The sequence below is a fragment of the Edaphobacter sp. 12200R-103 genome (assembly GCF_010093025.1).
Taxonomy (GTDB): domain Bacteria; phylum Acidobacteriota; class Terriglobia; order Terriglobales; family Acidobacteriaceae; genus Edaphobacter.
Map to the genome: position 1 here is coordinate 1441581 of NZ_CP048114.1, position 20429 is coordinate 1462009.

The following is a 20429-nucleotide window of genomic DNA, read 5'->3' on the forward strand; positions in this document are numbered from 1 at the left end:
TATGAAATATTTCGAGTCATTTTTTGAAACTAACTTTTGCGGGAGACAGCTTCAATCTGTTCCAGGGTGTATCCGCGCGTCTCCGGCACTTCTATAAACACGAGAACTGCACCTGCAAGACAAATCACTCCATAACTGACAAAGGCTCCGCCTGTTCCAAAATAGTTGTTCATAAATGGAAATGTATAAGTGAGCAGGAAAGAGGCGATCCAGAGCGAACTGACTGCGACTGCGATGCCCCGAGAGCGAACTGGATTGGGAAAGATCTCTGAGATCAAAACCCATGTTACTGGGGCCAATGTAAGCGCATAGCAGCCGATCGCTGCGAGAGTAAGGATGAGGACAGGCGTACCCAGATATCCGCGTGTATACGCCAGAGCGCATAAGAGATGGCAGACAGCGATTCCAATGCACCCTGAAAGCATGAGCTTGCGGCGACCGAGAGAATCAACGAGAAACATGGCAATTACGGTGAAGATCAGATTGATTGAGCCGGTAATGACGATGTCCAGAAAGATATCGTTGGACGCGTAGCCCGCACTGCGATAGATCTCTGCCGCATAGTTGAAGAGAATATTGATTCCGGTCCACTGCTGTAAGACAGCAAGGCCAATGGCAACAAAAACCACGCGGCGAATACCGGGCTGGAAGAGTTCCTTCCAGGATGACGACTTGGTATGAGCGCCAAGCGAGTTTTGTATTTGAATCAATTCCGCAGCAGCATATTGTTCGCCACCAATTCTCCGCAGTATGGAGCCCGCGTCGGAGTATCTGCCGTGATTCAGCAGCCATCGCGGGCTTTCCGGAAGGAGAAAGGATGCAATTGCGAAACAAAAGGCTGGGAACACAACTGCCGTGAACATCCATCTCCACCCATATTGGACATTCCAGCTTTGCAACAGGGCAACGGATGAGAGGCCGGGAGAGACTGGTCGCGCAAGGATCCAATTCACCACCTGCGCCAGAAGAATTCCGACCACAATCGCAAATTGGTTGAGACTGACAAGTCTTCCCCGAAGAGTTGCCGGGCTAATCTCGGCGATATAAAGCGGCGAAACGTTGGAAGCCAACCCAATGGCTACACCGCCGGCAATTCGCCAAACGATGAAACTGGTGAATGAGAAGGCCCACCCAGTCAAAGCGGACGATACCGCAAAGAGTAACGCAGAAAGAAGCAGCACGGGCCTTCTCCCTGACCGTTCTGCCAGGTTGCCGGCAGCCATGGACCCAAGAAGGCATCCTAAGAGCGCACAGCTATTTGCCCAGCCAACTTGCGTAGCCGATTGAAGATGGAAATAGACCTCGTAGAATTGACGCGCTCCTCCTATAACAACCCAGTCATATCCAAAGAGCAATCCTCCGAGCGCGGCCGATATTGCAAGCATCCAGACATATCCCGTGTGCGAGGGAGGTACCTGTACCGAGGCTCCGGGGTCGATTGCGACAGGTCCCTGCACCTTCAGATCTCCAGCATGCGCATCATATCTATGGCGCCAGTGTGATTTCTGTCTTCATTCAGCACATGTCGCAGAAGCTCTGTGCCGCGCTCGACCTGACCGAGACCCAGTAATGACTGAGCCTTAAGAAAATCCGCTGTAATCTTCTGACGCTTTTCAAGATCTTCCTCAAATAACAGCATTGCCGGCAGAGAGGTAGCAAAGTAATCAATCTTCGGCATCTGCAATCGCAGTTGATTGGCATAGTTTCCGATCTTCGCAAAGAGTGCACTTGCCTCGTCGCTACGGCCAAGCTCCTGGAGCGCCTTCGCGCTCCAATACGTCATATCGGAGATCTCCTGTACCTGCATCTTCTGGAAGTCCCCGAGAGAGCGAGCGGCACGCTCAAGAGCCTTCGTCGCGGCCTCTGCGTCTCCACTGCACTTGAGGACTCGACCTAACCAATAATCAATCATGCTGTGGTTCTGCAGCAGATGCCTGGCTTCGCTCAGACTTATGGGTGGATTCTCTGCGGAATGCAGGTGTCTGAGAGCGACAGCGGCATTGCTATCGGCCAACGCCTTCTGGACCAGAAGAAGATGAGATCTTACATACTGAGCCAGAACCTGTCCCTCGCCACCTTCCCAGGGTTGAAAGTGCCTGCCTAGAAGCAGTTCGAGCGCGGCCTGAGGATCTCCTACGCTATTGAGGAGAGAGGCGAACTCTATGGAAAGATCGTCTCTAAGCTCCACCAAATCGCGCTCTTTCTGGAGCAACTTCAGCCTGTTTTCAGGAACCTCACCAACACGCTTTAATAGTTGGTCGTACTCAAACAAAATACGTGCATCGCGAGGAGACAAGGCTCGGGCATGCTCAAACGCCCTTAGCGCCTGCGCTGTCTCATGCAATACGTTGAAGTAGCCAAAGCCAAGATTTCTCCACACCGTAGGAAATTCGGGATCAATCTCAGTGGAGCGTATCCAGTGGACGATCGCCTCCTGATGACGTTTGCGATCGTAAAGAAAATTGCCTAGATAAAAGTGAGCCCTCGCATCATCCGGATGCTGCTTGAGCGTTCTCTCAAGCAGCAACATTTCTTTAAGGCGGCTTGGAAAGACATAAGCTGGCCCGGCAAGTGCGGCTGTGCGATAAGCGATATCAGCTTCTTTTTCACGTCCCAACGTTGCCAGCAGGTCAGCCTTCAGATAAAGGGCAATGGTCTGAGCTCCATCGCGGGTCCATTCATCGACAGAAAGAATATGAATAGCTTCTTCCAGTTGGCCAATCGTAGCAAGGTCAAAAGCGAGATCAAGACGCTGTTGGCCGTCTCCGGGAATGGAAGACTGGCAGAGATAGCGGGTCAGGATGTCGAGAGGATCCAGAGCCAGACTCTCTCGCAAAAGATTGTTTACCTCATCGTCCCGTCGCAACTGCCTTAAAGCGAGAGCCTTCAGGTTGCGAGCGTTCAGGTTGTCTGCTTCTGCTTTCAGCGATCTTTCCGCATGATCGAGCGCCTTCGTCCATTCGCAACGCCTGCAGTCGATCTCTGCGAGTCGATGATATGCGGGCCCTCTCCACGCGGCATTCCATGTTGCTTTGTAAAAAGCATCGTAGGCATCGCTAGCTCGTCCCTGCGCTGACAGCACCAGCCCAAGATTGTAGTAGGGCTCACCGTCATAAGGATTGGGGTTACGTTGTGTAATTCGTTTGATAGCCGACCGCAGATGTTGCTCAGCCTGCTTCAGTTCTCCTCTGCCCAGATGCCACCGCCCCATAGCATTGTTGCATCGGCTATCCAATGGGTCGCGACGCAAAGCTTCGCGCCAGTAAAGCTCGGGATAACGGGTCGGATGCCGATACTGCTCCAGGTGAAGACCCGTCAGATAAAGCTCATCAAGAGTTTCTGTCTCTTCCGGAGAAAGAGGTTCAACCGCCAGTTCGGGAGGATCGGCGACTCCTGTCTCAGCGGGGGAATAGTGGAGAAGAACGCAGCCTTTATGCTCAAGCACCACCGCAAAATCATCAGTAAACGGAACATCGTCGAAGCTGATATGGAGTGAGCTGGCTGCGCAGAGATCTCCAGTCCAGTGCGTTACTTCTTGCCCACCTGAGCGCAGATAAATAGTGCTCTGTGGCCGGTCCTGGGTGACCTGCAGATGCAGATTTAGCACCTTGAGAATCTTCTCCACGCGAATCGCAGCGTCCAGGTTTGCCAGATCAGGTACGCCGATCTCACGAATGGGATACCAGAACTGGCTGAAAGTCTTCGTCTCGCCCGGCGCAAGAAACGAAAAGTCGGGTTGATTGTCGGTGTATACGCCGGCCATCAGCTCGACATAAGGACCATCCTCATCAGTCAGGCTGCGATCCCAGGCATAGCCAAAGTCATGGTTCCCCCAGGTCCATTGCTTCTTCCCCGGAGAGATGTGGTGATTCGCAAACGAAACGACGCCTGCCTGTCGCTGATGATCGTAGCCACCCGAGAAATCTCCCTTGGACCCCACGATCATGTAGCTTGTCGGAACCGGGATATTGGCATACCAGCCCAAATCGTTTGGGGGATACGATCCATCCGGCAAGAAACGGGAAGGGATCTCTTCAGTGGGAACGCCCTGCCGCGCTCGCTTGCCATAATCCACACCATAGTATGCCCCTTGACTGAGCGGATATTCCGTAATCGCGCGCTTTGCATGGTCCGCAGCGAACTGCACATCCTTGGGAAAAAAAGACTGGTACCGCTCGTGCACGTGCGTAGCCACATTTGCCCACCAGAGAAATGTCTGCGTCTGATCTGTGCGGTTAAAGAGACGCACCTTTACCTCAACATATGCTCTGTCGGGATACAGGCAGATTCCGTGCATTCCCTTCATCCGATTCATCGGATCGTGATCACTGCACCAGACTGTTACTGATCCATCGCGGGATCTCTCGATCTGAACATCAACCGGCATATACGTTGCGGGACGATGATGCTGGGGCCAGTTGAACTCCACTCCGCCGGAGATCCAAGGTCCTGCCAGCCCTACAAGAGCGGGCTTAATGACGTTCTGGCGATAAAAGAAGTCATAGCCATTGATCTTATCCATGCCTACGTGGATGCGGCCCCCGATCTGTGGAAGGACCATCAGTCTAAGGTAACGATTCTCCAGATGAACGGCCTTCCAGCTTTGCACAGAAGGAGTCGTATTGATGCGATCAATGACCGGAAGCGGATACACGCGACCGCTGCTTCCTTGATAAACCCTTTTTTCCAGGAACAACGGATTCTGGTCAGGTGCGGCAGGCTGATAGGTGCGCATCATCACATCTTCTTCCCACACCTTTACGTCACCAGTTTCTGTAGCTGGAGCTGGCGGAAGAATGAGTTTTGTGTAATCGACAGCTTCGCTCTGCACCTTGGATTCCTAAAGGCCGACTGAAAGGTAGTGAAATATTTTTTCGTGTACGTTACCGCACACGCACACCTTACTGCTCTTATCGTGCCAATGTCAAGATCTTTCCATCGCCTTCATGTCCGATCTCAACATCCGTGAAGCATGGCAATCACGAAATTCCGTTCATAGTGCATCCGCAATATTAGCGTCAAAGAGGGGCAGAAAAGCTAGCCTTCTCTGCCCCTAGAGATCATTTCGAGCTAAAAGACGTATTTGAGTGAAAGCTGTAGGAAACGCGCGTCGGGAGCATTGGCCTGAAGATTCTTCGGGCCTGTAATCTCTCCGCCGCCAGAGCCGTTGTTAGTAGTTGAGGGATTTCCCCACGTGGGATGGTTGAAGACGTTGAATGCATCGACACGGAACTGAAGATACTGTTCGCGGATCGTGGCGAAATTTTTGAAGAGCGATGTATCCGCACGCCAGTAGCCCGGACCATAAACGATGTTTTGCTTATCACCGAGATATTGCAATACCGTTGCAGGATCAGTAATCAAAGCACCCGCTGGAATCTTGCGGCCATCCAGAGGATTCGCAAAGGAACACGGGTTATACCAGTTGTCCCTGGTCCTGGTCTCTGTGGGGCAGCTAGCAGCTCCGCCGGATGGAGGATTGCCTCCGGGAGCAAACGGATCACGAATCATTACTGCTCGAGATGATCCCCCTGAAGCTGTCGAACCGATGGGGCTGATGCCTCCAATGGGAATACCGGACTGTGCCGTGAAGGTTCCGCTCAGAGACCATCCACCTACTGCAAGGTCGGTCCAGCGCGAGTCATGCAGATACGTTCTGCCGTGGCCAAATGGGAGCTGATAGTTGCCGTTGAATGTAAAGCGATTACGTATGTCGTAAGACGAATTCGTATACTCGGAGTTCAGCCCAAGCAGGTAGTACGAACGGACGCCAATACCTGTTGAAAGTCCTCCAGCTGAGCTGGAGTCATCCAGCGCGTGTGCCCAGGTGTATGTCGCGAGAAACGACAATCCTTGCGAGAATCGCTTCTCGAGTTTTGCCTGCAGCGAATTATATGAGCTGATGCCGGAGTATTGAATCTGCCCCGTTCCTCCCAGTCCAGGGAAAGGCTGAAGGAACTGCGTGTTGGTTGAAGCGGTCGTCAGCGCCAGAGCCGAATTGGGAGCCCAGTACGTCGACAAGTGCTTTGAAACATTGCCAACATATGCGACCGACATCACCATATCGGTGGTGAAGGCACGCTGGAAGGACAGGCTATAGTTCTGTGTATAAGGCGTCTTGATCTTCGGATCTACAGAGTGAAAACCTGGTTGAGATGGAGCGGCCTCCGTAGTGAGAGGTGGCAAACCCGACTGCAAGGTATAGGGCAAAGGAGAGCAGTTTCCGGAATTGCAATCTGGTTGGTTATACGTTGCCGTCAGATTGAACGGATAGTTCGCTCCGATATTGGTGTTCCCATGACTCTGTAGACCACCATAGAAGATGCCGTAACCTCCTCGAATCACCGATTGCGAATCGAGTTGGTAAGCAAACCCTATGCGGGGAGCGAAGTTCGTGTTCTGTGGACCCACGAGCCGCGTATTCCCCACATATTGCACGGATACGTTGTTTGCAGCGAGTAGCGAAAGGAAAGCCGGAGCGAGCTGATACTGCTCTGCTCCTTTTGGCAACTGATATACCGCAGTGCCGTGGCCAATACTCACCGGTCCGGTAAGGACAAAGTTGGCCTGCTTGTATCTGGACTCCGCATAGGGCTGGTACCAGTCATAGCGAATGCCGAGGTTCAGAGTCAGCTTCGGTGTTACGCGCCAGTCGTCCTGCACGTAGCCGGAGTCGTACCACTGTTGATCGTGTACTCCAGGATTGTTTGTAATGTATGCACTGGACATCTTGTTTGCCAGAAAGTCCGCCGTGCCGCTGGTTGCGCTTGAGCCAGGAACACTGGTATAGCTTCCATTGAAGTTGTACTGTCCGCGTGGATTCTGTGCGTACGTGTAGTAGAAGCGGATGTTCTGGAAGGCCACTCCAAACTTCAGCGAGTGATTCCCCATGATCTTGGTTACGTTGTCAAGAATCTGATAGACGTTCTGCGACTCGTTCGAAGTTCCCGAAGATCCCCAATAACTGGCTCCTACTGTGCCTTGTAACTGGCCTTGAGGAAGGCCACCCTGGAGAGGCGTGAAAGGAACATTTCCCAGGCCAAGATCGCCAGCCAGGGTGTAATTAGTCGCATTCGGTTGGAGGAAGTTGAAGACACCCCAGTTATAGCCAAAGCGAAATTCATTCGTTATGGATGGGCTAAAAACGTGCGTCTCGCTGAACATGCCATTCTGGGCAAGGCTTGTATCCTGTTGTCCGCCATATCCGCTGCCGTCCAAAATCGGACCGAACGGAAGCTCATTCGTGATGATCTGGTGCAGGTAGCTGTAACGGCCGTAAATCTGGTCCTTCTGGCTGATGTTCCAGTCAAGGCGCTGATCCCACTGAATGGTGTTGTCGTGCTTGCCCACATTCGTGGTGAAGTTGTTGAAGGTCTTCCCGCCATTCGTATTCGGCAGCGGATACATATTGAGAATGTTCTGCGCGACTGGATCGATATCCGAAGGGCAGAAGACGTTCGGCTGCCGTCCGCACGATGCTCCAAGAGGAACGCTTCCACGGCTGACCGGCTGGTACAGGTTGATGGGACCGGAGTAGCCCGTGAGAGTCGGATCCAGCAGCTCGGTAAAGTCGCCAGTTCGCATCTTCGCCGTTGGTACGGTGTAGTTATTGGTCTGGCCGATCGAAACTCGGTTCGCTTCGATGTCGCCAAAGTAGAAGATCTTGTCTTTCCAGATTGGAAGGCCGAGCGTCGCACCAAATTGATTCTGGTGAAACGGTGGAACCGTCAGCGCATTCCAGTTTCGCGCATTCAGCTTGTCGCTGCGGAAGTACTCCCATACATCGCCGTGAATCTGGTTGGTTCCGGATTTGATGCTGGCGTTCAACACTGCACCTGCCGAATGGCCAAACTCAGCGCTGTAGTTGCTGGTCTGCAGGTTGAATTCTGCCAAAGCGTCCGGCGGTGGCCTCTGCACGAAGGTCGATCCGTTGAGAAAGTCGACAAGGTTCGTGTTGTTATCTACGCCGTCGAGAATAAAGTTATTCTGTTCCGCGCGTTGACCGTTTGCGACAAAGTCCCCCTTGCCGGATCCACGAGTCTGTCCCTGAGGAGGTGCGACACCCGCCGAGAGCTGTGCAATAAAAACCCAATTTCTTCCGTTTAGCGGGGTTTCATTGATCGTCTTGGAATCCACCACCTGCCCGATGGCACTGGTCTGGGTTTCCAGCAGAGGAGGAGCCGTGCTGACGACCACATTCTGTGACACCTCCCCAGGTTTCAGCGAGAAGTTCACTCCCAGCCGTCCCTGAACATTCAGCACAAGGTTCTCCCTAGTTGTCGTCTGAAATCCTGGCGCGCCCACCGTCACCCTGTAGTGACCGATCTTGATCGGAGAGAACGTGTAGATACCGCTTTCATTCGTCTGTCGCTCGAGTGTCAGACCGGTCTCCGACGAGGCCAACGTTACCTTTGCATGAGGGACGGCTGCGCCGCTCAGGTCCGTGACCGCACCGGTAATCGTTCCTTGATCGACCTGCGCCGGCAATGGAGCAACCGACAACGCCAGGAAAAGTATCGGAATGATCCATTGCAATGAAGACATGAAAACATAACCTTTGGCTCTTTGAAGCACGGACATACTGGCCTGCCTTTTACATTTCGGAATCAACGGTCCTAAGCTCCCGCAACCCGACGGTGCGGAAGGGGGGGGAAATCCATAAATCAACGCTGTTTGAAGAGCGTGTTCGTTCACGCAAATGAGACGTAAAACTGAACGAAATGGAAACTAATACGCAACGTGAACGAATGTCAATATTTTAAAATAGAAAGTATTTTTATAGAGGCAGGCTGCTACCGCCCGACGAAAGGATCAGACTGGAAGTTCCATGCAGATGCAGAGCAAAGTCGAAGTAAAGCAAACGCAATGGCATGACGAAGCGGACCTTTTTATTCTTCGCAACCATCACCTCGAGATCGAGCTAAGCGACTACGGGGCAAGATTGCTTAGGGTAAGGTCCCCTGACAAGTCAGGCATCCTGGAAGATGTAGTTCTCGGCTTCGAAACACTCACCGACTATTTCGCCGACAGTGCATACATGGGAGCAACCATCGGACGTTTCGCAAACAGGATTGCTGGTGGATCTTTCCAGTTGGGAGGAAAGACGTATCATCTTAAGCTTCCCGCAGGCGCGAAACATGGCCTTCATGGTGGGGCAGAAGGATTTGATCGCAGGCGATGGCTTGCTGAAGTGCTGAGTGATGGCATCTGCATGCGCCTTATTTCCCCGGACGGTGATATGGGATTTCCCGGCGTGCTCGAGGTCTCAGTCACTTACCGCCTTCAGGATGACAGCCTTCGTATCAGCTATGGAGCTGTCTCGGATGCCACCACCCTTTTGAATCTCACCAATCACGCATATTTCAACTTGCGGGGTGACGACCGAGACGACATACTCTCGCACGAGATTCAAATCTTCGCCGATTCCTTTACTCCGATCGACGAAGATGCCATCCCTACCGGAGAGATAAAGAATGTCACCGGAACAGCCTTTGATTTACGTCACTCGGTAAGGATTGCAGATCGCATCGCAACTACAGATCCGCAAATACTCGCCGGAAATGGTTTCAACCATAACTTTGTTCTGAATAGTGAGGGGCTACGCGAGGTGGCGAAACTCTATGAGCCAATCTCAGGAAGAACACTCACAGTCGTTACCTCCGAACCCGGCCTTCAGTTCTACACCGGAAATGCCCTCAATCGTACCCGAGGACGGCAAGGGCGTTTTTATGGTCCTTATTCCGGACTTTGTCTGGAAACCCAGCACTTTCCCGACTCACCGCACCACCCAAACTTCCCTACAACGATTCTGGCTGGCGGTAAGCACTTCTCTTCGACAACGATCTATCTCTTCGGAGTCAAACAGTGAAAACACCGCCATAGCATCCCTTGATCTCGTTTCGAAAATTACGCAAATGCCTGACGTGACAGATATTCAACCAAGTTCGCTCCGCGACGGGAGGGTATCATCTGCCCGTACTAATATTGAATATCTGTATTTCTGATCGTGGTACGATTTCGGCAGATAGCCTGCATACCGGCAGGCGTTTGGAGGCTTTATCATGAGCCCACTTTCTCGCCGCGACTTTCTAAAGACATCTCTTGCCGCTGGAACATTTGCCAATGCAGGAGCCCTCCCCCTATATGCCTCTCGCAGGACGGCCACTGACATCGTGTCGTTAGGTAAATCGGGGGTTGGAGTGACACGGCTAGCCTTCGGCACCGGCACGCACAACGGCCAGGTCCAGGCTGCTCTTGGTCAAAAGGAATTCACACGGCTGGTCCACTATGCCTATGATCACGGCATCCGCTTTTTCGAGACTTCGGAATCCTATGTCACTCCTGCCATGCTCGGCGAGGCTCTCAAAGGTCTTCCTCGCGATAGTTACCAACTCATGAGCAAGGTCACTACTGACAAAGATACGAATCCCAAGGGACGTCTGGACCAGATACGTAAGACCGTGCAGACTGAGTACTTCGATATCATGCTGCTGCACTGGCAGCACACCTCCGACTGGGCTACAGAGAGCGCCCCTTGGCAGGACGCTATTCTCGAAGCTCAATCAAAGCAGCAAATACGCGCTCGCGGAGCTTCCGTTCATGGTCTTCCCGCACTTCGCCGTATGCCAGGTAATCAATGGCTTCAGATTGCCATGATCCGTATGAACCATAAAGGCATCCAAATGGATGGGACTTCCTGGACCGACAGTAGTCACAATCCTGACCACGTCCCGGAGGTCGTTGAGCACGTACGGCAGGTACGCAGCCAAGGCATGGGTGTCATTAGCATGAAGCTTGTCGGTGAGGGAGCCTTTACTCGCCAGGAGGACCGGCAGGCCGCCATGCGCTTTGCCTTTTATAACGCAGGCGTAGACTGTGTCACCGTCGGTTTCAAAAACACGCAGGAGATCGATGAGGCTATCGGCAACCTCAATCTCGCACTTGCCTGAGCAGAAACATACGATAACTTCTCCATGGCAATGTTTCTATCATCCACCCCATTCCATCCTTACTGTTTCTGAGCGGCAGCACTCTTCGCCGAATAAACGAACTGCTTCACCTCTGCTCGTTCCCTATCCGCTTCAGCGAGATGCCGTGCCCGCTGTTTCTGGTAGATTTCCAGCTCCGCTTGCGCACGGTCCTTCTGCCCGGTATGGATATAAGCCTGCCCCAGCCGGTAGTGCGCATCTGGAAGATCAGGATTCAGCTTGAGGGCACTCTGATACTCCGCAATGGATCTTGCATATTCCTTTTGCCCCGAATATAGACTGGCTAATTGCATGTGTGCATCTGCCATTTTTGGATCGAGAGCAATCGCACGTTGAAGCAGATTCTCAACCTGTGGAAGGATTTTTTCCAAATCCTCTGCACGCTCTCCTTTCCAGAGCGCCGTGGCGTAAAAATATGCTGCATTCGCATTGTTTGGCTCAAGCTCGGCATAGCGCTTGAAACGAGCGATCACATCCTCGGTCTGAATGGGAGTGTTCGCAAAAGCTTTCGACAGGAAAAAATAACAGCGAGCATCATCGGGTTTCAAGTCGGCGGCCGTCAAAAGCGCTTTTACTGCTTCGTCATATCTCGCACGCGAATACAATGCCATCCCCAGCCCTATAAAGAGTCGCGACGACTTAGGATAACGCGCTGTAGCCTGTTCGAAGATATCGATGGCAGGCTCGTAAGCGCGATGCAGCAGCATCTCTCCGCCCCAGGAGAATAGGTTATCTTCATTCGGATCCATCTGCGCTGCAGCGGCAAACTCGTTCGCAGCATCGACAAACTGTTCCCTTTTCTCATCAATCTGTCCGAGGAGGTTGTGCAGTTCACCTGTATTCTTCTCTCGGAGTAATGCATGGGCAAGGTCGCTTGCTGGAACCAGTTCCTCTACTAGAAAGTACGCGAGCGCGAGGTTATACCCGTTATCGTACGACGGCTGAAGTGCCTGCGCGTTTTTCAGATAAGGAACGGCCTCTTTCAGTCTTCCCGATTGAGCATAGAGCTCTCCCAGATTATGGTTTGCCTCATAACTCCTGGGCTCAAGAACAATTGCTTTGTGAAACTGCTCTTCCGCCAATGGTAACTTTCCGGCACGCACCAGAGACGCAGCCAGATTCGTCCGGGCCGCTGCGGAGTCCGGCTTGAGGTTTACCGCAACCTGCAACTGTTCCAGCGCCTGCGCTTCCTTCCTTTGCTCAGAGTAGACCAGACCAAGAAGCTCGTGGACCTCGAAGCTCTTCGGAGTTCTGGGCAAAAGCGCTTCAAGCTCCGAAGCCGCTTCGTCAAATCGCCCGGCATTGTAATGACTTACAGCAGACTGAAACTCTCGGTTCAGTTCCTGGTCGGATCCCGAGTTCGCTTCAGCGGCAGAAATGGCCACCGAGCACACGAGCACCATTGCAACGATCCATCGAGAAAGAGAACCGCTATTCACGGCCAGCCCTTATGGATTGCTTCGTAAGTGCCACTCCGAACCCACTCGTAAAGCAAAATGAAGGCACAGCAACCCACTGCGCCTTCATTTTAGTCTAGTAATACAGCTTCAAGGCAAACTGGATTTGCCTTGGGTCAAACGGAGCGTCACGTGTCGATCCGATTCGACCGAATGCAGCGTTTGTGAAGGTTCCCGAACCTCCAATTGCAGTTACGCCATTTCCGCCGAAGTTCGGCGCGTTGAAGTTGGGATGGTTGAAGATATTGAAGAACTCCGCCCGGAACTGAAGGGCGATGGCTTCGTGAATCGGGAAGTTCTTGAAGGTTGAGAAGTCAAACCGGTGGAATCCAGGCCCAACTGTGCTCGCCGAGCCTGGGCCGCCAAGAACAAGCGGGCTGCTCGCTGGGATCTGTACACAATTCGTCTGACTGGGATTTGGAATGAGCTGCCCACTCTGGCGTATGAGGGTGCAGGGTTGAGCGAATGCGGCGGGGTTCCCAAACCAGGAGAGAGCTCCGCTCGAATCCCGATGCAGGCCTAGCTTTTGGCTTTGCCCGGCAACCTTCAGTACCCTGCAGCTCGTGCCCGCAGTAGCTCCGGTTGGGCAACTCAAGGTAATTGGCTGTCCACCTTGAAGGGTTGCGATACCGTTCACTGCCCAGCCACCAAGCACTGCGTTGGTCAGTCTGCCAGCATTGGCGAGGAACATCTTATTCTTGCCGAATGGCAACTCATAGCTGCCGCTGAGATGGAAGACATGTCGGATATCAAACGCCGCCGGCCCCCAATCGTAATGCGGTCCAAAATTTGGAACCCATGGGGCGCGGTAGCCACTGACACTGCCGCCGTTCAGAAGATCACCGGCGTCAGACAAAGTCTTGGCGAAAGTATAAGTCACCAGAAAGCCCACTCCGTCCGTCGACTGGCGCTCTATCTTTGTCTGAAGGCCGTTGTAGATACTCCGACCGATCGTCCGCTGATAGCTGCCGTTCTCGGCAAAATCTGGGAACGGCCGATACGTGGTCGTGCTGTCAGCAGCAGCGAGAATCTGAGAGACCCGGTTATTCCCGATACCAGCCTGCAGAGAGCTTCCGTCCGTCATGACATAGGCAGCCTGTGCCGAGATGGTATGCGTAATGGCATATTGAACGGTCAGGTTAGCGCTGAGAGTCCGGGGCGTCTGATAATCAAACTGCAGTCCTTGCAGACCAAGGCCTTTGCCGTTTACCGCCAAGGGAGTGAATTGCGCGCAAGTCAAACCTGACCCAATCGTGGCGCTTCCTCCTGGACCGGCCGTAGCACAGGAGCCGTATGGGTTAGCTCCCATACTAAAGGGGTGATAGTCGGTATCGGAAGCGAAGTTGAAGTTGTAAACGAAGGGATAGTTCTCTCCTATGTTTGGGCCATAGCCTTGATTTTCGAACGCATTGAAAAACAGGCCTACGCCACCGCGCACGACAAGTAGCGGAGACACTTGATACGCGAAGCCCGCTCGCGGCGCGAAATTGGTTTTCTGCGTCTGAACAAGCGCTTTTCCATATTTGTTCGTCAACTGAAGCGCAATCCCGTCTTTTTGGAGCAAAGCCAAGAACGTTGGAGAGAGAGAGCGATCGGCCTTTCCGGAAGCCGGAATCAGATAAGTGGCTGCATTGTTCGGAGGACCATTCTGCACGAAGTTCGCCTGGCCGCCATTCATCTCTGAGATGGGGCTGAAATAATCCCAACGCAGGCCGAGATTGAGGGTTAGCTTAGGGCTAACCTTCCAATCGTCTTGGAAATAGAACGCCAGATAATTCCTGGCATCGTAGGTCTTATTGATATTGGACGCATGAACGTTGTTCGCGCCTCCTACATAACTAATCCCATTTGGTACCGTCGTGGCGGTGGGAACCAAGAGGAATTGAGCACGTCCGGTTAAGTCCCCGCCCTGGTTAGGAACTCCAGCGAAATTGCCATTGAAATCAAATTCGCCGCGTGAATATGCGGGTTGCAAGGTATTGAAGTGAACTCTCTGGAACTCGACACCCATCTTGAAGCTGTGACTACCGTAAATCTTCGTGAAGTCATCCGTTACCTGAAGCGTCTGGCTCACCTCATCGGAGGGCAAGTAGTCGTTGCTGCCCAACTCTTGCAGGCCATCAATCACGATGGCAGGTAGACCGCCATTCTGCGGTACCTGGGGAATTCCTTGAATCCCAAATTGTTCGGGGATCCCCATGTTATTTCCCTGCGGACCGAAGCGAGTGGTGTGAAGATGATTGAAGCCGACACGGCCTACGTTGACCGTGCTTGGAGAAAACACATGCGTCCATGCGGCAACAGCCTGCTCAGATTTCGCTCCCTGGATGCCCTGCTGAAAGCTGCCACCGTCCGCGATACCGCCGAAGATGCCGGGGATAAACTGCGGGTCATCCACATAGCTGAAGCGTCCAAACACCTGGTTCTTGTCGCTCAAATTGTAGTCACCGCGAACGTCAAAGGCGTTACTGTGTTCATAGAGCGCTGGGCTTGAGGTATAGTTCGTCGTGAACCTGCTGTTGACCGGGAGCGGGTAGAGGTTCATGAGCTTTACGGCATTCGGGTCAAGACGAGACGCTGGTATTTGGTTGAAATTGCAATTTTTCGCTGCATAGGATGTTCCCGCGCCGCAGAATGGGTCACGCACATAGCCAGTCTGTTGCGCCGCAATCCCTGTCACAGGGTCCACTACTCCGACAGTAACTGGTCGTGTTGTTGCCGGATCGAGGATCGCTCCATAGGGCAATGATCTCCCCAGTGCATCGATATGAGGTGAGCCGTTTTGTTGCGTAATCAGATCGGAGAGATCGGTAAAACCACTATTGCGTTCCGTCAAGGTAGGAACATTACCGTTAAGCACCGTGCCTTGCACGCGGCGGAAGCCCTGATAGTCGCCGAAATAGAACAGCTTGTTCTTGACGATAGGACCGCCAATCGAGGCGCCAAACTGGTTCCAGCGCAACTTTCCCTTCTTCACGCCGTTATAATTTTCAAACCAGTCAGCGGCATCCAGCTTTTCGTTCCGGAAGAACTCCCAGACGGCACCATGAATACTGTTGGTTCCGGATTTGATCGTCGCATTGAGAACTGCACCTGCGGAACGCCCTTGCTCGGCGCTGAACTGAGCTGTCTGAACTTTGAATTCCTGAATCGCATCCAGCGGAGGAAGAATGACGAAATTTGTACCGTTCAGAAAGTCAACTGCGTTCGAGTTGTTATCGATACCATCGAGCAGATAATTATTCTGCGCCGGGCGAAGTCCATTGGCGGAAAAGGCGCCTGACGCCGCATTACCGCGGGTATCTGCCTGCGGCGTGTTGACTCCCGCAGAAAGTTGCGCCAGAAAGGTGAAATTGCGACCATTGAGAGGCAGGTTATTTAGCGTGGTACTTTCTATCACCTGACCAACAGATGCCTCTGTCGTCTGCAGTTGCGGCGGAACTCCTGTAACCGTAACCGTCTCCGTCGCGGCCCCAACCTGGAGCTGAATGTTGGCCTGTAAGCGTTCCTGCACGTTCACTTGCAGGTTTTCCTGGGTTGTCGACGAAAACCCTTGCGCTGAGGCAGTAACGGAGTAGTGGCCAATTCTGACTGGCGAGAAAGTGTACTGACCGCTGCTAGTCGTTACAGTTTCCAGCGTCAGGCCGACGTCCGTATTGCGAAGCGTGACGTGAGCATTCGGGACAACTGCGCCGGACGGATCCGAAACAATTCCAGTAATGGCCCCCTGATCTACCTGGGCAATCAAATCCGGACTCAGAGTTAGCAGAAAGCACACACACGCAAGGGTTATAAGCCTAAGGGTACGCACACGTCTAAACACACTGCATCCAGAGCTCATCCCGTCACTCTCCAAAAGAACTTCAAATAGTGGTACTGACAGTTCGCAGTAATGTAACCGGTTACTTTTAGTCTCCGGCGCACTTTATTCTTCGGAAATCTCCTTTGTCAAACAAAAATATTTAGGCGCTGAAATATCTTCCGGCACTGATCTTTACGGAAGGAGGCTGACGTTTCGTAAGGCACCTTCCTCTGCAGGTTCCGCATTGGTGCTAGGATGCATTTGCTGCTTTTGCAAAAAATTCGTCATCGATTGAAATACGTCAAGGAAACCGTTACGCCACGTGTCCACCCCGCACCTCTCCCGCCGCAATTTCCTGCAAAAGATGGCGATGACGCCAATCCTCTTACGAATGGCTCCCCTTGGTAGCTCGCTTTTGACCCAGAATCTCTGGTCATCGGTAGGCCAGCCGACCTTAGGCTTAGAGGAGTTTTATCTCAAACCAAACTACCCGACAAAATCCCCCCTCGAAGACGTCCTACGTCTCGTACCGCCAGGAACTGACGAATTTATCACGGAAAAATACGCCTTCCAGATTGAGCAGGAGCTGAAGCAGTGGAGTGTCTCGCTCATTCGTTCGGGTCGTGATCTCAGTTCGCTTGCAGGACTACTTGATAATTCCATTTCAGCCACAGCACTCACACCCATGCAGCAAACAACAATACGAAATGCGCAAGGGATTGAGGCTCTCAAGATAGAATTCGGGTCGGAGACGACCTCAGGGCGCGATGAGTTTTTAAGAGAACTTCGCGACTATTTTCAGCCTGCGACTCGCATCCTGACTGCTCAATTCGATGTAGTCAGTCTCGAAGATATCTCCGGAGGACCGCAGGACCTTCAAGTTGGTATTCGATACAACTTTGTGTTCGAGATCGAAGGCGCACGTCGCGAAGAGCGCGTCGGGCAATGGCAAACCAAATGGATTTTTACTTCCCCGAATACCTGGAGACTTCACCACTTGGTGGCGAGCGGAGAGGTGCGCTGCATCGTATCTTCGCCTGCTTTTGTCGATGTTACAGAACATGCATTTGGGTCCATCGACTCGTACCGCTCCCAATTACTGCACGGCACTGATTATTGGCGAACTGTTCTTGATGGTGCATGCGGGATAGATGTTTACGGGAACAACGGTATCGCCGCCGGCGATTTTGATAACGATGGATTTGACGATCTTTACATCTGTCAACCGGGAGGCCTCCCGAACCGCCTTTATCGCAATCGCGGCGATGGAACATTTGAAGATGTCACCGAACATGCGGGCGTAGGGGTGCTCGATAACACCTCATGTGCAATCTTCGCGGACTTTCGTAACAGTGGTCTGCAGGACTTGCTTGTCGTTTGTGGCACCGGACCATTGCTCTTCCTGAACCAAGGCAATAGCAAATTCCATATGAAGCGCGATGCCTTCACTTTTGCACAAGATCCGCAGGGAACTTTCACCCATGCTGCAGTGGCCGATTACGATCAGGATGGAAAGCTGGATATCTATTTCTGCCTTTACAGCTACTATCTCGGGCTCGACCAATATCACTATCCTGTGCCCTACTTCGATGCACGGAACGGCCCTCCCAACTTCCTTTTGCACAACGAAGGCGATGGCAAATTCACAGATCGTACAGGAGTTGCCGGACTCAACAAAAACAACAACCGTTATAGCTTCGCATGCGCATGGCAGAATTCCAAAACAAATGGTTTTCCAGATATCTATGTGGCAAACGATTTCGGCCGGAGTAATCTTTATCGAAACAATGGCGACGGCACTTTCACGGATGTCTCAACCGAGGCCCATGTAGAAGATGCTGGAGCAGGCATGAGCGCCTCCTGGTCCGATATCGATAATGATGGTCAGCCTGATGTGTATGCGGCCAATATGTGGTCGGCAGCAGGCCAGAGGATCGCCGAACAAGCACTTTTTCACAAGAACGCACCGGAAAATATTCGCGCGCTCTATCGCCATCATGCTCGCGGCAACTCCCTTTATCGCAATTTGGGGAATGGCACATTTCAAAATGTAAGTAATCAGATAGGCGTCGAGATGGGGCGGTGGTCGTGGAGTTCGGATTTCTGGGACTTCGATCACAACGGTTATTCAGACCTCTACGTCACGAATGGCTATATCTCTGGTTCCGAGCATAATGACCTTGCCAGCTTCTTCTGGCGACAGGTCGTCGGAAAATCCCCTGAGGATTCGACTCCATCTCAAGCATATGAGCATGGATGGAATGCCCTTAACGAGCTCATCCGTTCCGATAACTCCTGGAGTGGTTATGAAAGAAATGTGATGTTCGCGAACAACGGAGATGGAACATTTACAGAACTCTCGGGAGCCGTGGGCCTCGACTTTATAGAAGACAGCCGCTCGTTTGCCCTTGCCGACATCGACCATGATGGCCGCCTGGAAGTGATTCTGAAGAATCGTAATGCTCCTCAGCTCCGCGTCGTGCACAATGCGCTGCAACATATCGGCCACTCAGTCTCTTTCCGTTTGCATGGCACCAAAAGCAACCGCGATGCAATCGGCTCTATAATTGTGTTAGAAGCAGGCCCCTTGAAGCAGACAAAATCGCTTCAGGCTGGTTCCGGCTTCCTCGCGCAACATTCGAAGGAGATCTTCTTCGGCATAGGACGCCCCGCCGATCCCGTTCGTGCAACGATTCACTGGCCTTCAGGAAATAAGCAGATTTTTGAGAATATCCCTGTCGACCATCGCATCGAGATCCAGGAAGATTTAGATTCGTACGTCGCCAAGCCCTTCACCGCATCTTCGGCAACCTCTTCTCATTCTGTCCCTCAATCTCTCGTCGATCATCCACCTGCCGCGTTCGGAACCTGGCTCATTGAGCCGTTGAAAGCACCCGGATTTTCCCTTCCGGGGCTTGATGGCAAAGTGTACAGTCTGCATTCATCCCTCGGCGGCTTTACGCTTCTCAACTTTTGGACAGCCCGCGCGCCGCAGTGTCGCAGCATGCTGACACATTTTCACCAGCATCAATCAGAATTCAACCGCGCCAATTTGAAGCTCCTGGCCATCAATACGGATGAGGACGCTTCAGCGGGAAAGCTACTGGCAACGCAACTTGGCCTAGATTTTCCCATCTTATTTGCGAGCACTGAAATTTCGGGAATTTACAACATCATCTTTCGTTACCTATACGATCGGCGTCGCGATTTGGTGCTTCCAGGATCATTCCTGGTAAATGCAGAGGGAATGATTCTTAAGGTTTATCAGGGGCAGGCTGACATCCAGCAAATCCTCAAAGACATCAATTTAGCATCTGATTCAACCTCAGAACGATTGCTGCGAGCTCTTCCCTTCCCAGGCGCAGTCATCCAAGATGACTTTCGGCGCAACGATTTCACCTATGGCGTCGCTCTCTTCCAGCATGGATATCTTGATGCTGCCGCAGAATCCTTCCAACAGGTCATCCTTCAGAAACCTAATGACTCGGAGGCCTACTACAATCTCGGCACGTTAAGTCTTCATCGCAATGATCTCCCCACAGCGCGCCGATATCTCGAGCAGACGCTCAAGCTCCGTCCAGACTACCCTGAGGCATGGAACAACCTCGGCATGATCGCAGCCCAGCAAGGCCTGGCGGATGAAGCAATCCGCAATTTCCAACAGTCCCTCGGCCTTCGCCCCAATTACACCATTGCCCTTCTCAATCTAGGCAATCTTTATCGTCACCAAGGCGCATTCGACAAGGCCATGAACCTGTTCCGCCAAGCACTCCAGCTTAAACCGGACGATGCAGAGGCCAACTACAGTCTCGGCATGCTTTACGCACAACAGAATCAATTACAGCAGGCATCCGATTCTCTTCAAAAGGCGGCCACACTGCGTCCAGGCTACCCTGAAGCGTTGAACAACCTCGGCGTGATCTATGTTCGCACTGGCGACTACGAACATGCAGAAGAGCAGTTCAAGACCTGCATCCGCCTTACACCTTCCTTCGGTCAGTCTTATCTGAACCTCGCCCAACTCTACGCCATTCGCCACGAGAAGCAGCAGGCAATCCAGATCCTGCAGCAGCTATTGGTATTGCAGCCACAGAACCAAACAGCACAACAGGCGCTAAAGATGCTCTCAGGCCCTTGATGATCAGGTCACGAGCCGCGAGAAGAAGGTTTTTCGACGCTTTT

At 52.5% G+C, this 20429-nt stretch carries 8 protein-coding genes; 3 read left to right on the plus strand and 5 right to left on the minus strand.

What is annotated here, in order from left to right; all coding sequences use genetic code 11:
- Window positions 1-29 precede the first annotated feature (29 nt).
- The 3 genes from GWR55_RS06095 to GWR55_RS06105 all read right to left on the minus strand — a co-directional run bounded on the left by GWR55_RS06095 (window position 30) and on the right by GWR55_RS06105 (window position 8544).
- On the minus strand, window positions 30-1385 hold the full coding sequence (locus GWR55_RS06095) for a sugar porter family MFS transporter (protein WP_162403802.1): 1356 nt from the start codon (window positions 1383-1385) through the stop codon (window positions 30-32).
- Between the two features lie 74 nt (window positions 1386-1459).
- Entirely contained in the window at window positions 1460-4831 is a 3372-nt protein-coding gene (locus GWR55_RS06100; protein WP_238398674.1) for a DUF5107 domain-containing protein, read from the minus strand.
- A gap of 239 nt (window positions 4832-5070) precedes the next feature.
- Window positions 5071-8544, minus strand: a complete 3474-nt coding sequence (locus tag GWR55_RS06105; protein WP_162401468.1) for a TonB-dependent receptor domain-containing protein — start codon at window positions 8542-8544, stop codon at window positions 5071-5073.
- 289 nt (window positions 8545-8833) lie between these two features.
- Between GWR55_RS06105 and GWR55_RS06110 the strand changes: the two genes are divergently transcribed.
- Both GWR55_RS06110 and GWR55_RS06115 read left to right on the plus strand, forming a co-directional pair.
- Window positions 8834-9868 carry an aldose epimerase family protein gene (locus tag GWR55_RS06110; protein ID WP_162401469.1) on the plus strand — a complete coding sequence of 345 codons (1035 nt, stop codon included), beginning with the start codon at window positions 8834-8836 and terminating at the stop codon, window positions 9866-9868.
- 193 nt (window positions 9869-10061) lie between these two features.
- On the plus strand, window positions 10062-10949 hold the full coding sequence (locus GWR55_RS06115; protein ID WP_162401470.1) for an aldo/keto reductase: 888 nt from the start codon (window positions 10062-10064) through the stop codon (window positions 10947-10949).
- Window positions 10950-11008: 59 nt separating this feature from the next.
- On the opposite strand, the gene GWR55_RS06120 is transcribed toward GWR55_RS06115, so the two are convergent.
- Both GWR55_RS06120 and GWR55_RS06125 read right to left on the minus strand, forming a co-directional pair.
- Window positions 11009-12391 (minus strand): tetratricopeptide repeat protein, encoded by a 1383-nt coding sequence (locus tag GWR55_RS06120; protein ID WP_238398675.1) that lies wholly within the window; start codon window positions 12389-12391, stop codon window positions 11009-11011.
- 130 nt (window positions 12392-12521) lie between these two features.
- On the minus strand, window positions 12522-16193 hold the full coding sequence (locus GWR55_RS06125; protein ID WP_238398676.1) for a TonB-dependent receptor: 3672 nt from the start codon (window positions 16191-16193) through the stop codon (window positions 12522-12524).
- 376 nt (window positions 16194-16569) lie between these two features.
- Here GWR55_RS06125 and GWR55_RS06130 point away from each other — a divergent pair, with 376 nt between their 5' ends.
- Window positions 16570-20385 carry an FG-GAP-like repeat-containing protein gene (locus tag GWR55_RS06130; RefSeq protein ID WP_238398677.1) on the plus strand — a complete coding sequence of 1272 codons (3816 nt, stop codon included), beginning with the start codon at window positions 16570-16572 and terminating at the stop codon, window positions 20383-20385.
- The last annotated feature ends 44 nt before the right edge of the window (window positions 20386-20429 follow it).

Coding starts and splice junctions, on each gene's coding strand:
- GWR55_RS06115 (WP_162401470.1), top strand. CDS start 10,062: ATGAGCCCACTTTCTCGCCGCGACTTTCTAAAGACATCTCTTGCCGCT.
- GWR55_RS06105 (WP_162401468.1), bottom strand. CDS start 8,544: ATGTCTTCATTGCAATGGATCATTCCGATACTTTTCCTGGCGTTGTCG.
- GWR55_RS06120 (WP_238398675.1), bottom strand. CDS start 12,391: ATGGTGCTCGTGTGCTCGGTGGCCATTTCTGCCGCTGAAGCGAACTCG.
- GWR55_RS06110 (WP_162401469.1), top strand. CDS start 8,834: ATGCAGAGCAAAGTCGAAGTAAAGCAAACGCAATGGCATGACGAAGCG.
- GWR55_RS06095 (WP_162403802.1), bottom strand. CDS start 1,385: ATGCTTGCAATATCGGCCGCGCTCGGAGGATTGCTCTTTGGATATGAC.